We start from the raw sequence: 14,901 nt of genomic DNA on the forward strand, positions 1-14,901 counted from the left end.
CCGGGCGGGGCGGGGCCGGGCCGTCGGGCGCGTGGCGGGGGCCGCTCGGCGCGACGGGGTGGGCAGCGGTCGCCGGCCGGGGACCCCGCGACTACCCTCAGGCCCAGCGAGACGCAGGTCACCCCGAGGACGAGGAGTCACGGCATGAGCGAGGCATTGGCCAATCTGCTGAACGAGACGCGCCAGTTCCCCCCGCCGGCCGAACTCGCCGCGCACGCCAACGTCACCGTCGACGCGTACGCCGAGGCGCAGGCCGACCGGCTCGCCTTCTGGGCGAAGCAGGCCGACCGGCTGGCCTGGTCGAAGAAGTGGGACGAGGTGCTCGACTGGTCGAACCCGCCGTTCGCGAAGTGGTTCGTTGGTGGGCAGCTCAACGTGGCGTACAACTGTCTGGACCGGCACGTCGAGGCGGGCCGGGGCGACAAGGTGGCGATCCACTGGGAGGGCGAGCCGGGCGACACGCGCACCCTCACGTACGCCGACCTGCACGAGTTGACCTGCCGGGCGGCGAACGCGCTCACCGACCTGGGGGTCACGGCGGGCGACCGGGTGGCGATCTACCTGCCGATGATCCCGGAGGCGGCGGTCGCGATGCTGGCCTGCGCCCGGATCGGCGCGGCGCACAGCGTGGTCTTCGGTGGCTTCTCCGCGGACTCGTTGAGCAACCGCATCCAGGACGCCAACGCCAAGGTGGTGATCACCGCGGACGGTGGTTACCGGCGGGGCAAGCCGTCGGCGTTGAAGCCCACGGTGGACGAGGCGGTCGCGAACAGCCCGTCGGTGGAGCACGTGCTTGTGGTCCGCCGTACCGGTGAGGACGTGGCGTGGTCGGAGAAGGACCACTGGTGGCACGAGACGGTGGAGACGGCGTCGGCCGAGCACACGGCGCAGCCGTTCGACGCCGAGCACCCGCTGTTCATCCTCTACACCAGTGGCACGACGGCCCGACCGAAGGGCATCCTGCACACCACAGGCGGTTACCTCACCCAGGCGTCGTACACGACGCACGCGGTGTTCGACCTGAAGCCGGACACGGACGTCTACTGGTGCACCGCCGACATCGGCTGGGTGACCGGCCACTCCTACATCGTCTACGGCCCGCTCTCCAACGGCGCCACGCAGGTCATGTACGAGGGCACCCCGGACACCCCGCACAAGGGTCGCTTCTGGGAGATCGTCGACCGCTACGGCGTGACCATCCTCTACACCGCGCCCACCCTGATCCGGACGATGATGAAGTGGGGCGAGGACATTCCCGCCGGCTTCGACCTGTCGTCGCTGCGGCTGCTGGGCAGCGTCGGTGAGCCGATCAACCCCGAGGCGTGGATGTGGTACAGGCAGCACGTCGGCGGCGGCGAGCTGCCCATCGTGGACACCTGGTGGCAGACCGAGACGGGCGCCATCATGATCTCCCCGCTGCCGGGGGTGACGGCGGCCAAGCCGGGTTCGGCGATGACGCCGCTGCCGGGTATCGTCGCCGACGTGGTCGACGACCAGGGCCAGTCGGTGCCCAACGGCGGTGGCGGTTACCTGGTGCTGCGCGAGCCGTGGCCGTCGATGCTGCGCACCATCTGGGGTGACGACAACCGGTTCATCGAGACGTACTGGTCGCGGTTCGAGGGCATGTACTTCGCCGGTGACGGTGCGAAGAAGGACGACGACGGGCACATCTGGCTGCTGGGTCGGGTCGACGACGTGATGTTGGTGTCCGGGCACAACATCTCCACGACCGAGGTGGAGTCGGCGCTGGTGTCGCACCCGTCGGTGGCCGAGGCGGCGGTGGTGGGCGCGACCGACCCGACCACCGGCCAGGCGATCGTGGCGTTCGCCATCCCGCGTGGCAGCACGGACATCGCCGGCGAGGCGGGTGAGCAGCTCATCGCCGACCTGCGCAACCACGTGGCGAAGACGCTCGGCCCGATCGCCAAGCCGCGGCAGATCATGCTGGTGGCGGAGCTGCCGAAGACCCGCTCTGGCAAGATCATGCGCCGGTTGCTGCGGGACGTGGCCGAGAACCGGTCGCTCGGCGACGTCACCACGCTTCAGGACTCCTCGGTGATGGAGTTGATCTCCTCTGGGATGAGCGGCGCGAAGTCCGACGAGGACTGACGACAGACGTACACGAGCGATGGGTGACGGTCCGTCCGGACCGTCACCCATCGGCGTCTTTTGTGGAGGTACGCCCACAGCCGGCGGCCGCCGCGAGTGGTTGGACGAATAACGCCTCCATCACGTTCCCGCCGTTCGGCGTTTTTCTCATTTAGTTTCACGAGGTCGGCTGGCCTCGATGCGTCTCCGCGCGCCCGGAGCCGGTCGGCTTCCTCCGCCCATGCCCGAGAAACGGAGCGGCATGAACAGAAACTCCCATCCGGGGTCGCGTCGACGACTACTCGTCGCGCTGCCCGTCATCGCCCTCGCGGCCACCTCACTGACCGTGAGTGGCAGTGCGTCGGCGCAGCCGTCCACCACCCCCCGGGCGGTGATCGGGGCCGACGAGTACTACATCAACTACGCCGAGCCCGAGGTGCAGACGGACACCACCGGCCGCGAGGTCAAGGGCAAGGGTGGCGTCTACGCCCCGGCTGTGGATGACGCGCGCGCGTTCGACCAGAAGCATGCGCGGGGCAACCCGGTCGCCGCCCGGCAGCTGGCCAAGATCGAGGCCAAGTCGATCCAGACGGGCAAGAACCCCCGCAAGATCAAGCAGGCGCCGACCACGCAGACGGCGAAGCTGCTGACGCTGCTTGTGGAGTTCAACGACCAGGCGAACGACGACTTCACAGGCGTGATGGTCCCGAAGACGGTGTTCGAGGACCGCACCTGCGTGCCGGGCACCGTGCAGAACGGCCCGAAGCACAACACCATCGCGAACCCGGCGACGCTGGGTTACGAGGACAACAACTCGATGTGGGTGCCGGACTTCTCGCCGCAGCACTACGACAAAATGCTCTACACCAAGAAGGGCATCACCGAGCGGGTTCGCAAGGACCTGAAGGGCCCGGACGGTAAGAAGGGCATCGACATCTCCGGGCGCACCATGCACAACATGTACCTGGAGATGTCCAAGAACGCGTACACGGTGGACGGGCAGGCCAGCCCGTGGATCAGCGTGCCGCACTCGGAGGGTTGGTACGCCGCCAACCGCTGCACCAAGGACGAGAACGGCAACTGGGTTCCCGGCCGTGAGCAGTCGATGAACGGTCACCCGGACAACCCGGCCGGCGCGGGCCGCCTGGCGACCGACGCGATCGACGCGCTCGCCGCCAAGGACCCGAGCTTCCCGTGGGCCGACTACGACAAGGAGGACCAGGCCGACCGCGACGGTGACGGCAACCTCTTCGAGCCGGACGGTGTGATCGACCACCTCGTGCTGGTGCACGCCGGCCAGGGCAAGTCGCGTGGCGGCGGCGACCAGGGCGTGTACGCCGTCTGGGCGCACTCCTCGACGGTGGCCGGCGGCTACAGCATCCCGGGCACCAACCTCAAGGTGTCGAACTACATCGTGCAGCCCGAGGACGCCGGCGTCGGCGTCTTCGCCCACGAGTTCGGTCACGACCTCGGTCTGCCGGACCTCTACGACACGTCCGGCAACGCCGACTCCGACATCGACTTCTGGGACCTGATGGCCTCGGGCTCGCACTCGGGTGAGGTCTTCCAGGCGCTGCCGACGCACATGGGCATCTGGGACAAGTGGGTGCTCGGCTGGGCCGACCCGCTGACCATCCGCCCCGGCTCCAACCCGCGTGAGGTGAAGCTCGGGCAGACGTCGCGGACGCCTATCGACTCCGAGGACGGCATCAAGGTCGACCTGCCGGACAAGGTGACGGTCCTGGCCACGCCGCACAGCGGCACGAAGATGTGGCACAGCAACAACGACCAGGAGTGGGCCGACGTCAAGCTCAGCCGCTCGGTCGAGGTGCCCAACGCCGCGGACGCCAAGTTCTGGATGTGGAACAACTACATCATCGAGGAGGACTGGGACTACGGCTTCGTCGAGCTCTCGACGGACGGCGGGACGACCTGGACCGAGCAGAAGGTGTACGCCGAGGGCGGCGCCGTGGTCACCACCCCGGACGACTACCAGGACCCGAACGGCCGGATGAACGACTTCGGCGGCAAGAAGTACGGCCTGACCGGCAGCACCGACGGCTGGCGGCACGACTACGTCGACCTGTCGGCGTACGCGGGCAAGACGGTGCAGCTGCGGCTGCGCCAGGCCACCGACGAGGCGTTCGAGGAGCGCAACTGGTTCGCCGACGACTTCTCGGTCACCGGCGGCGGCGCGACCACCTGGAGTGACGACGTGGAGGGCGGCGCCAACGGCTGGACGGCCACCGGCGGCACCTTCGTCGACACCACCGGCGGGGGCTGGAAGGTCTCCAGCGGCACCGAGACCCACGCGCAGTTCTACCTGGCCGAGTGGCGCAACTTCGACGGCTTCGACAAGGGCCTGAAGTACGCGTACGACACCATCTACTCCCACGAGGCGTGGAAGGTCGACCGGCTGTCGTACAACGCTCCGGGCATGCTGGTGTGGTACCGGGACTCGGCGCTCGGCGACGTCAACCACGTCACCGCGCAGATGACCTCGCTGCCCAGCTACGGCGCGAAGGGCGGGCTGCTCATCGTGGACTCGCACTTCGACCCGCTCCGGCGTACCGGCAAGGCGGCGGAGAAGGACCCGTCGGTGACGGACAACCTGCCCAGCCGTCCGCAGTCGGCAAACGCGGCGTTCACCCTCCAGAAGACGTACCCCTTCACGGAGTGCCTGGAGGCCGAGGGCGAGCCGTACAGCGCGTACTGCACGAAGTTCAAGGCGCAGGCGCCGGTGAAGTCCTTCACCGACGCCAAGGGCTGGTACCCGGGCATCGAGATGCGTGACGGTGCTCCGTACGCGCGGGACAACGACGCCTCCGTGGTGCTGCCGTCGCGGGGCAACGCGCCGTACACCACCCGGGTCACCCACCCGGATGGCAGCCCGGCACCGGAGTTCTACGGCGTGACGCTGGGCGGTGGCGCGATCGTTCTCGGCACCGGTAACCCCGGCGACGCGGGCGTGAACTACGGCGTCTCGCTGACCATCAAGAAGGCCGCGCGGGACAACTCGTCCGCCACGATCTTCGTGACGCCGGCGAAGAAGTAACACTTTTACGGATCAGGAACTGATGGTGGGGCCGGTGGCGGGAACGCCGCCGGCCCCACTGTCGTACGCCCGATCTTGTTGATCGAAATATGTCGTTGTAGGAGCGTCTGCGCCCCGACCGCGCCGGCTCGTGTGCTGATGAAGCGCGGGGGTGTGACGGTGGAAAGCATTCCCAACAAAATCTTGCAACAAATCGACGCGCACATCTTCCCACCCGTCCCGGCAGTGTCTATGTTCACCATTGGTCCCACTAGTGGGATCGATCTATCGCCGGCCTCACCCCCGTTGGGCCGGTTCCCTCACACCGGAGGTACCACGTGCGCAAAGTCGCAGTGGGTCTGCTCGGGCTCTCACTGACGGCGACGGGGCTGGCGTTCGGACCGTCCGCCAGTGCCGCGCCGCAGCCGAAGTTGCCGACGGCCGCTCCGTCGGTCGCCGAGCCCGCCCTTGCCGACCACGACCTGCCGAACCCGCTGGAAAACAAGCGGCGAGCGCTGCGCCAGGAGGGCCTCAGCGAGGTCCTGTCCGGCAAGGCCAAAGCACAGAAGATCAACGGCAGCACCGTCGTCAAGGTCGGTAAGACCCAGTCCGACGGGGCCACCGCCCGCACCACCGGGACGGGCACGGCCCAGACGGAAGACCAGTACGTCGAACTCTCCCGCGAGCGGACCGACAAGATCTTCGTGATCCTCGCCGAGTTCGGCAACGAGCGGCACCCGGACTTCCCGGACAAGAACACCAGCCCCGACACCGCGGGGCCGACCAAGTTCGACGGGCCGCTGCACAACCAGATCCCGGCGCCCAACCGGGCGGTGGACAACTCCACCGTCTGGCAGCCGGACTTCAACGCCGACCACTACCGGCAGCTCTACTTCGGCACCAACCCCGGCGACGAGTCGCTGAAGCAGTACTACGAGGCCCAGTCCTCGGGTCGCTACAGCGTCCAGGGCGAGGTCACCGACTGGGTCAAGGTCAAGTACAACGAGGCCCGCTACGGCCGGTCCGACGACCCGATCGCCGACGACGACCTCGAGAACCCGGCCAACGACCCGGCGGTCTGCGACAGCAACGTCTGCGACAACACGTGGGATCTGGTCCGCGACGCCGCCAACCAGTGGGTCGCCGACCAGAAGGCCGCCGGTCGCACCGACGCGCAGATCGCCGCCGACGTCAAGTCGATGGACGAGTACGACAGGTACGACTACGACGGCGACGGCGACTTCAACGAGTCGGACGGCTACATCGACCACTTCCAGATCGTCCACTCCGGCGGCGACCAGGCCGACGGTGACCCGATCCAGGGTGAGGACGCCATCTGGAGCCACCGCTGGTACGCGTACGCGTCCGACCAGGGCAACACCGGCCCGGAGACCTTCCCCGGCGGCGGCACCCAGATCGGTAACACCGGCGTCTGGATCGGTGACTACACGATCCAGCCGGAGAACGGTGGCCGCAGCGTCTTCTACCACGAGTACGGTCACGACCTCGGTCTGCCGGACGACTACAACGTGGTCAACGGTGGGGACAACAACAACGAGCACTGGACCCTGATGGCCCAGAGCCGGCTGGGCGCCAAGAACGACCCGGCCATCGGTGACCGCGGTGGCGACCTCGGCGCGTGGAACAAGCTCCAGCTCGGCTGGCTCGACCACGACACGCTCGGGCCGAACGAGAAGCGCACCGTGAAGCTCGGCCCGCAGGAGTACAACTCGCCGGAGGCGCAGGCCGCGGTGGTCAACCTCCCGCCGCGTGACTACACCTTCTCGAACGGCGCGCCGTTCGAGGGCAGCAAGCAGTTCTTCACCGGCAACGAGGACAACCTGAACAGCACGATGACCCGGACGCTTGACCTCACCGGGAAGTCGTCGGCCGCCCTCACCATGAAGGGCCGCTACAACATCGAGGCCGGGTTCGACTACCTGTTCTTCGAGGCCTCGGTCGACGGTGGCAAGACCTGGGCGACCCTGCCCGGTACCGTCAACGGCAATCCGCTGAAGGAGATCTCCCCCGGGCGCTTCGCCCTGGACGGCTCCAGCGCCGGCAAGTGGGTCGACGTCAACATCCCGATGAACTCCGTGGCGGGCAAGGTCGTGCAGTTCCGGCTGCGCTACCAGACCGACGGGGGCCTGTCCAAGGGTGGCTTCTACGGTGACGCGATCACCGTGACCGCCGACGGTCAGGTCGTGTTCACCGACGGCGCCGAGACGGGCGCCAACGGCTGGACGTTCGCCGGGAAGTTCGAGATCGCGGCGGCCACCTACACCAAGAAGTTCGCGAACTACTACATCGCCGGCACCCGGTCGTACACCTCGTACGACAAGTACCTCAAGACCGGCCCGTACTACTTCGGCTACGCGAACACCCGCCCGGACTACGTGGACCACTACGCGTACCAGGAGGGTCTGCTGATCTCCTACTGGAACCTGCGGTGGGCGGACAACGACACGTTCGAGCACCCGGGTGAGGGTCGGAACATGATCATCGACGCGCACCCGCGGCCGCTCTACAACCTGACCGGCGCCCCCTGGCGGGCCCGCGTCCAGGTCTACGACGCGCCGTTCAGCCTGAAGAAGGCCGACTCGTTCACGCTGCACATCGACAGCCAGGCGCAGTACGTCCGCGGCCAGGCTGCGCAGCCGCTGTTCGACGACACCCAGCAGTACTGGTACCCGGAGCTGCCGAACCACGGCGTCAAGCTCCCGGCGACCGGCCGGAAGATCAAGGTTCTGTCGCAGGACGGCATCTACACGAACGTCCGCTTCTTCTGATCCTCGGATCAGGCGACACCCGCACCACGGCGATGCCCGGGCAGGTCACCTGCCCGGGCATCGCCCGTTCCGGGAACCCCGACGCAGCCCAGCGCGTCCGATCACCCGTGCAACCGCGAACCCGCACCACCCTGACCGGCGCCGGCCTGGCCGTCCTGCTGGCGCTCACCGGCTGCGCCGGAACGCGGAACGAAGGAGACCCCGTGTCCGCCGAGCAGACCCCCTCCGGCACCCCGTCGCCCAGCGCACCGGCGTCCGCCGCCCCGACCGGGCCCACCGATCCGACTCCGTCGTCCCCCTCCGGCCGTCCGGCGCGCTCACGCGTCCCACTGCCCCCCACCCTGCGCCCGCCGACCGGCCCGCCGCGCAAACCGACCGACGCCCGCAGAGCCAATGTGCTGGCCGGACGGATCAACCGGGGCGGCGACGGTCCCTGCTACGGCCTGGTCACCGACGACGGCAGGCAGTACGCGTTGCACGGCACCGGCAGGGGCACCTTCGCCGTCGGCACCACCGTCCGGGTGACCGTCGGCCCACCCGACCCGACCGTCGACTGCGGCCCGGGCACCCCGGCCACCATCGTCGACATCAGCCCGGTCGTCTGACCGCCGCCCGGCGCTCCCGGGCCACACACGGGCCGGCGAAACGGCTGCCTCTGGACGGGGTCCTAGGCTGTCAACCATGACCGACCAGCGCGGCGGAGTCGTCGACGAGTCCTGCGTCCTCACCGAGGGGCCGTGGACGCACCGTTTCGTCGGCGCCAACGGCACCCGATTCCACGTGGTCGAGGCCGGCACCGGGCCGATGGTGCTCTTCCTGCACGGCTTCCCCGAGCACTGGTGGGCCTGGCACCAGATGCTCCCGGCGGTCGCCGACGCCGGCTTCCGCGCGGTCGCCGTGGACCTGCGCGGTTACGGCGCCAGCGACAAACCACCCCGGGGGTACGACGGCTACACCCTCGCCGCCGACATCGCCGGCCTGATCCGGGCCCTCGGTGAACGGTCGGCGACGCTCGTCGGCAGCGGCGTCGGCGGCATGGTGGCCTGGACTGTCGCGTCGTTCCACCCCGCCCTGGTCCGCCGGCTGGTGGTGCTCGGAGCACCCCACCCGCTGCGCCTACGCGCCGCCATCTTCGCCGACCCGCGCGGGCAGTTCGCCGCCTCCACCCCGGCGTTGAAGTTTCAGCTCCCCCGCTACGAGCACGTGCTCACGAGGGACGGCGGGGCGGCCGTCGGAGAGATCCTGCGCCGCTGGGCCGGGCCACGCTGGGCGGCCAGCCCGGGCTTCGAGGCGTACGCCGAGCGGTGCCGGGAGGCCATGCGCGTTCCGCAGGCCGCCTTCTGTGCGCTGGAGGGCTACCGCTGGGCCTTCCGCTCGGTGCTGCGGCTGCACGGCTACCGGTTCGTCCGCCTCATGCAGAAGCCGCTGGTCACCCCGACGCTGCAACTGCACGGCGCACAGGACGTCGCCGCCCTGCCACGGACCGCCCTGGGGTCCGGCCGGTACGTCGTGGCGCCGTACGAGTGGCGCCTGCTCGACGGGGTGGGGCACTTCCCCCACCTGGAAGCCCCCGAGCTGGTGCTCGGCGAGATTCTGCGCTGGGCCAAGTCCTGACCCGTCAGACCCGCTGCTCCCGCAGGTCGGTGACCTCGGCGGCCGGTGCCCAACCCTGGTAGACGCCGAAGTCGAAGACCTCCAGCCGCATCGCCTCGGCCACCGGCCAGCGCCCGCCCGTGTACTCCACGCGCAGCCAGGCGTCGTGCTTCCCGAGCACGATGAACGGCTGTCCCTGCCACGTGCAGGTGGTCCGCACGTACGCCAGGTCCTCGATCTCGCTCGCCGGCAGCACCCGCACGTACCGGCCGGGGCGGACCTCCTCGAAGCCCTCACCCGGCTCCGGCTGGTAGAGCCGGATGTCGTCGCCGTCCGGGCTCGCCTGGTACTCGCGGCCCTGCCAACGCGCCACGTAGCCGTCGCGCATCACGCCTCCCCGACCCGTCGCCAGACCACCGCGTCGGTGTCGAGCACCGCGACCACCCGCTCGGTACCGTCCCCGCCGATGCGCAGGAGTTGCGCGCCGTGCGGGAGGCGGGCGCTGTCCACCTTGAACTCGGCCACCACGTCACTGCTCTCGCCCGGGGCGAAGCCGTTGCCCCGGAACGGGGGGCGCTCGATGACCCAGCCCTCCATGGCCCGCATCGCCGGCTCGTTCTGGCCGCCGTACGGAATGCGGTAGAGGCTGGGGCGGTGCGCCGGCCAGCGCAGCACGTAGATCTCCTCGGCGTCCCGCACGAACGGCGAACCCGGGTAGCTGAGACCCAGCGCGTTGTGCAGCTCGGCCGGCGTGGTCAGGTGTGCCAACTCGCCGGCCCGGTGCACGAAACCGGAGACCCGGTCGTACCCCCGCTCCAGGTAGTACGCGAGCTGACTGGGTGCTATCGCCTTCTGCATCACCGTCGGTCGGGCCGGATCGACCGCCCCGGGGGCGTACCGGATGCGGGCCGCGGGTTCCGCCTCGACCGCCGGTTCCTGCGGGTCGACCTCCAGGTCGTCGCCGAGCCCCACCTCGGCGGCCCAGTTGGCCAACGCGACGATCTGGTCGCCGGGCAGCTTCGCGCCGACCGGCGTGCCCGGGTTGACGGCGAACGACCAGTCCTCATCGGGCCACCGCCGGATCAGCTGGGCGAACTTCACCCGGACCGTGTCGACGTCACCCTCGACGTGGTCGGCGAGGCGCTCCGGCGACGTGTAGACCACCACGTACGTCTCGCCGTCCAGCTGCGCGGTCTGCCAGACGAAGCCCGGGTCGCCGGGACGGCTGCCGCGCACCGAGTCCGTCGCCGCTGGAAGCAGGACCCGGGCCAGCAGCAGGGTGGACAGGAACGTGTCGGTGCTGCCGGCACCGGCCGCGCCGAGCAGGTCCTCCTCGACGGTGTTGGCCGGCTCGAACGGCACCGACGCCGGCTCGTCGACCATCGCCCGTTGGCCGTCCGCTGCCGCGGGTTCTCCGGTGGAGGCGTTGTCGGTGCGTGCCGCCTCCGGCGCAAAGCCCCCCGGGGATCGGGGCGCCGTCCCACTGCCGTCCAGGCCGGCCGGGCCGCCGCTCAGGTCACCGCCGCCCAGGTCAGCGCCGGACGGGTCGGGCATAGACGGGTCGAACGTCGACGGGCCGGGCACGGGCGGGTCGAACGTCGACGCGCCGGGCACGGGCGGGTCGAACGTCGACGCGCCGGGCACGGGCGGGTCGAACGTCGACGGGCCGGGCACGGGCGGGGCCGCCGCCGGTGGGGCGGTGGTGGTCGGGCCGGGTCGCCGGGGCTCGTCGAACGCCGGGCCGACCTCGGTCGGGTCGACGAGATCCCGGGACTCGATGATGGTGCCCTCGATGACGATGGGCGTGAAGCCGCGCCGCGGGGCGGGTGGGCCGGAGACCGGCTCCGCGACCGACGGGGACAGCTCCTCCACCGGCTCGAAGCGCTGCCGCTCAGCGGGCCGGCCCCGCGGGATCGCCTGGGTCTCGTCCGCCGAGGAGACGGGACCTCGCATGCGGATCGGCGACGGCTCCTCCCCCGCTGAGCCGGGCACCCGGAACGCATGGGTGGGTTCCTCGGCCAACGGGCTGGGCCGTCGCGGCGGCAGAGGTTGTGTGGCCTCGTAGTCGGTCGCCGGCGCTCGTACGACCCGGGACGCGCCCAGGTCGCCGGCCGAGGGCCGCAGCGGTCGGGTGGCGTCCGGTGCCGGCATCGGGAAGGCCGGCGTCGCGCTGTCACCACCCGGCGCGTCCGCGGGACGGCGGCGCGGGAAGGGCTGACTGCCCCGCCCGAATCGGGACGGCGGCACTGCGCGGTCGCCCGGCCGACCGTCGCCGGAGACCGGACCGGACACCCGACCGGACGTCGGTTCGAAGAAAGAACGTCGGCCACCCTGGGTGCTGCCGTCGCCGGCGGCGGGCACGTCGCCGTCGCCCGCCGGGCGGCTCGCAGACGGCCGGCCGGCGTTGGGGTCGGGCTGGTCGGCAGGCGCGACCTGGGCGCGGTCGGTGGAGGCCAGCGGCACGTACCGGGATGCGACGGTGCGGCCCGAGCCCGGAACGGCGCCGGGGCGAGCCGGTCGGGGCGGGGCGCTCGGCTGCCGCTCACCGGCGGCGGGCAGGTCCTCCGAGCCGGGCCGCCGCGACAGATCACCCAGGCCGGAGGCCCGGGTCGGGATGCCCGAGGCCGGGGGCACAGCCACCGGCGGCACCGCGGTCCTCGGCGCGGGTCGTCCCGGCGGTGCCGGATCCGACACGGGCGGCGGGGGCGGCACGAACCCGGTGGTGGGTGGGGCTTCCCGGCCGGTCGTGCCGGCTCTCGACCGGGCCAGCGTCTCGGCCCGCTCTAGCCGGGCGCGGGCGCCCATGGCGCGGCCCGGCAGCCGGACGTCACCACGGGAGAGCTGGGAGACGAACCAGGCGGGCAGGTAGCCCTCGACGGGCAACCCGGGGTTGACCGCGAGCCACCACTCGTGATTGGGCCAGCCGAGAGCGAGGTCGGTGAACGGGACGCGTCGATTGGTGCCGGCGTGCTCACCGAGGCAGGCCCGCAGCGCCGCGGCGGAGGTGAAGGCCAGCACGTGAGTCCGGCCACCGGTCGTCCAGGTGCCCCAGCCGGCGGACGCCTGCCCGGACGGCGCCGGCGTGGAGACCGGCAACAGCAGATCGGTGCGGGACAGGAGGCGGAAGTAGAGCTCCTGGTCGTTGGCGCGCAGCGCGTCCCACATCGCCACCTCGGCCTCCGTGGCCGGCTCCCATTCGGTCACGGCCACCTCTCCTTCCGAGAACAGGCCACAGGTATCGCGTACAACCTACAAGGTGGTATCACGATCACAACGGCTGGCGGGCGGCGGTGCGCCGGGGCGGCGGCGAGGCGATAACATCCCGTTCCGACGCCGACACGATACGGAGGCTGTCGATGTCCCGATCGATCGCGCGCCCCGTCCTGGCAGGTCTGGCCGCCGCCCTGCTGACCGGCGCGACCGGTCCGGCCGTCGCCGCCAGCGCCGCGCTCCGGATGGCCCCGGCCTGCGCGACCCCACTGGCGCCCGTCCGGCCGGTCGAGGCCACACCCTGGCCCCAGCAGCGGTACGAACCCGCGCGGCTCGCGCCGCTGACCACCGGCGCCGGGGTGACGGTCGCGGTGGTCGACTCCGGAGTCGACCGGGCGCACCCCCAGCTGACCGGACGGGTGCTGGCCGGCGCGGACCTGCTCGACCCGGGTGGGGACGGCGGCCGGGACTGCGCCGGGCACGGCACAGGCGTGGCGAGCATCATCGCAGCGGTGCCCCGGCCCGGTGTCGCCTTCCACGGCCTGGCTCCGGCCGCCCGGATCCTGCCGATACGGGTGAGTGAGCAGCAGGTGGTGCAGGGCCGGGAGTCGGGGCGCACGGTCAGCGCCGACGAGTTCGCCCGCGCCATCCGCTGGGCCGCCGACCACGACGCCGACGTGGTCAACTTCTCTGTCGTCCTGTACGCCGACGACCCGGAGGTCCGCTCGGCCGTGCGCTACGCCGTCGAGCGGGACGTGGTGCTGGTGGCCGCCGTGGGCAACCTGCACGACAGCGGCGACCCGATCCCGTTCCCGGCCGCGTACGACGGGGTGCTCGGTGTGGGCGCGATCGGGGTGGACGGGGCACGGGCGGCCTTCTCCCAGACCGGCTCGTACGTCGATCTGGTCGCCCCGGGCAGCGCGGTGCTGGTCGCCGCGCCGGCGCAGGGTCACCAGCAGGTCGAGGGCACCAGTTACGCGGTGCCGTTCGTGGCCGCCACGGCGGCGCTGCTGCGCGCGTACCGACCCGAGTTGACCGCCACCGAGGTGGCGGAGCGGATCGTCGCCACCGTGGATCCGGCGCCGGGGACGGGGCACGGCGGCGGGTACGGCGCCGGCGTGCTGAACCCGTACCGCGCTGTCACCGAGACCGGCGGCGGCCTGCCGGCCGGCCCGCAGCCGGTCGCCGCACTCGTCGACGACCGGCCCGATCCGGCGGTGCTCGCCCGCCAGGCCCGCCGCGCGACCGCACGGGACCGTGCTCTGGTGGCCGGCGCGATGATCGGCGTGACGGCTGTCGCCGTCGTGATGCTCGCCCTCGTGCTGCCCCGTGGCGCGCGCCGGCGTTGGCGACCGGCCGAGTCGGCCTGACCCGACCCCGCCGCCTGAGCACCCCTCGTCGGAGGGTGGCCGGGGCGCCGACGCGGGCACCGTCAGCGCTCCCGGCCCACCGGCGTCACTGGAACAGCCCGGTGTTCTTCTTCTCCGTGTCCAGATAGTCGGCCGCGGAGTCGTCCACCGCCAACTTGATGGCGCGCAGCATCGCCTGCAGGTCCTGCGAGGCGGACCGCCACCGCGCCTGGCGCTGCTCGTACGCCTGTCGGGCGTCACCCTCCCAGGCCGACACCAGCGGCGCGGCGTCGCGTTCGAGCTGGCCGAGCTGCGAGTCGAGCGTGTTCAGCGCCCGTTGAATGTCCACGCCGGCCTGTTGCAGCGCGGCGAAGTTGACGACCAGCACACCGTTGTCCATCGGAACTCCCTCCCGGGGCGGTCAGAGCGGCAGTTGGATGCCGCCGCGGTTGGTGCCGGCCACCCGGCTGGCCGCCTCGTCGTCCGAGACGTCGTACTGTCGGCCGGCGGTGCGGATGGCCCCGGCGGTCTCCCGCAGGGCTCGGTGCAACGCCGCCTGATCCTGTGACCACTGCCGCTTGACCTGCTCGAACGACCGCCCACCGGCGCCGCGCCAGGCCTGCTGCAACACCTCCAGCTCGGCCAGCAGGCCGGTCAGCATGGATTGCAACGACTGGTCCACCTGCTCGAACTTCGCGGCGGTATGCCGCATCACCGCCGCTTCTGCCTGGGTCTGGGACACCCGGACATCACCTCGTCTCCTCGGTTGTGCCTGGCCGGCGATGCGCCCACCGTGGGAGCGCACCGATCGCGTGGCCCGGTCGACGAGCAAGGGTGG

Annotated in this window: 10 protein-coding genes; 6 read left to right on the top strand and 4 right to left on the bottom strand. The window is 71.1% G+C overall.

Going from position 1 to position 14,901, the window contains the following annotated elements:
* Positions 1-144 precede the first annotated feature (144 nt).
* The 5 genes from acs to AB0K10_RS26820 all read left to right on the top strand — a co-directional run bounded on the left by acs (position 145) and on the right by AB0K10_RS26820 (position 9,525).
* A complete protein-coding gene (gene acs / locus AB0K10_RS26800) occupies positions 145-2,109 on the top strand; it encodes an acetate--CoA ligase (RefSeq protein ID WP_363687872.1) in 1,965 nt (654 codons plus the stop codon).
* Between the two features lie 241 nt (positions 2,110-2,350).
* Complete coding sequence (locus tag AB0K10_RS26805) at positions 2,351-5,143, top strand: immune inhibitor A domain-containing protein (RefSeq protein WP_363687874.1); 2,793 nt, start codon at positions 2,351-2,353, stop codon at positions 5,141-5,143.
* Positions 5,144-5,475: 332 nt separating this feature from the next.
* The gene (locus tag AB0K10_RS26810) at positions 5,476-7,911 is read left to right on the top strand and encodes an immune inhibitor A domain-containing protein (RefSeq protein WP_363687944.1); all 2,436 of its coding nucleotides are present in this window, start codon (positions 5,476-5,478) and stop codon (positions 7,909-7,911) included.
* A gap of 203 nt (positions 7,912-8,114) precedes the next feature.
* Positions 8,115-8,516: a hypothetical protein gene (locus AB0K10_RS26815; RefSeq protein ID WP_363687876.1), complete on the top strand. Its 402-nt coding sequence runs from the start codon at positions 8,115-8,117 to the stop codon at positions 8,514-8,516.
* Positions 8,517-8,592: 76 nt separating this feature from the next.
* On the top strand, positions 8,593-9,525 hold the full coding sequence (locus AB0K10_RS26820) for an alpha/beta hydrolase (protein ID WP_363687878.1): 933 nt from the start codon (positions 8,593-8,595) through the stop codon (positions 9,523-9,525).
* 4 nt (positions 9,526-9,529) lie between these two features.
* On the opposite strand, the gene AB0K10_RS26825 is transcribed toward AB0K10_RS26820, so the two are convergent.
* Both AB0K10_RS26825 and AB0K10_RS26830 read right to left on the bottom strand, forming a co-directional pair.
* The gene (locus tag AB0K10_RS26825; RefSeq protein WP_344360983.1) at positions 9,530-9,895 is read right to left on the bottom strand and encodes a hypothetical protein; all 366 of its coding nucleotides are present in this window, start codon (positions 9,893-9,895) and stop codon (positions 9,530-9,532) included.
* Entirely contained in the window at positions 9,892-12,708 is a 2,817-nt protein-coding gene (locus AB0K10_RS26830; protein WP_363687880.1) for an SseB family protein, read from the bottom strand. The genes AB0K10_RS26825 and AB0K10_RS26830 overlap by 4 nt, the downstream gene beginning before the upstream one ends.
* A 152-nt stretch (positions 12,709-12,860) precedes the next feature.
* On the opposite strand from AB0K10_RS26830, the gene mycP reads away from it, so the two are divergent.
* Entirely contained in the window at positions 12,861-14,084 is a 1,224-nt protein-coding gene (gene mycP, locus AB0K10_RS26835) for a type VII secretion-associated serine protease mycosin (RefSeq protein WP_363687882.1), read from the top strand.
* An 85-nt stretch (positions 14,085-14,169) separates the two neighbouring features.
* Here the strand turns inward: mycP and AB0K10_RS26840 are convergent, their stop codons facing one another.
* Both AB0K10_RS26840 and AB0K10_RS26845 read right to left on the bottom strand, forming a co-directional pair.
* Positions 14,170-14,463: a WXG100 family type VII secretion target gene (locus AB0K10_RS26840; protein ID WP_363687884.1), complete on the bottom strand. Its 294-nt coding sequence runs from the start codon at positions 14,461-14,463 to the stop codon at positions 14,170-14,172.
* 21 nt (positions 14,464-14,484) lie between these two features.
* Entirely contained in the window at positions 14,485-14,805 is a 321-nt protein-coding gene (locus tag AB0K10_RS26845; RefSeq protein WP_007454622.1) for a WXG100 family type VII secretion target, read from the bottom strand.
* Positions 14,806-14,901 lie beyond the last annotated feature (96 nt).

Source organism: Micromonospora sp. NPDC049274 (assembly GCF_040678875.1).
In the GTDB taxonomy this organism is placed as follows: Bacteria; Actinomycetota; Actinomycetes; order Mycobacteriales; family Micromonosporaceae; genus Micromonospora.

What these genes read in the sequence shown, in the direction of transcription:
- AB0K10_RS26820 (WP_363687878.1), top strand. Translation starts at nt 8,593, where the DNA reads ATGACCGACCAGCGCGGCGGAGTCGTCGACGAGTCCTGCGTCCTCACC.
- mycP (WP_363687882.1), top strand. Translation starts at nt 12,861, where the DNA reads ATGTCCCGATCGATCGCGCGCCCCGTCCTGGCAGGTCTGGCCGCCGCC.
- AB0K10_RS26840 (WP_363687884.1), bottom strand. Translation starts at nt 14,463, where the DNA reads ATGGACAACGGTGTGCTGGTCGTCAACTTCGCCGCGCTGCAACAGGCC.
- acs (WP_363687872.1), top strand. Translation starts at nt 145, where the DNA reads ATGAGCGAGGCATTGGCCAATCTGCTGAACGAGACGCGCCAGTTCCCC.
- AB0K10_RS26805 (WP_363687874.1), top strand. Translation starts at nt 2,351, where the DNA reads ATGAACAGAAACTCCCATCCGGGGTCGCGTCGACGACTACTCGTCGCG.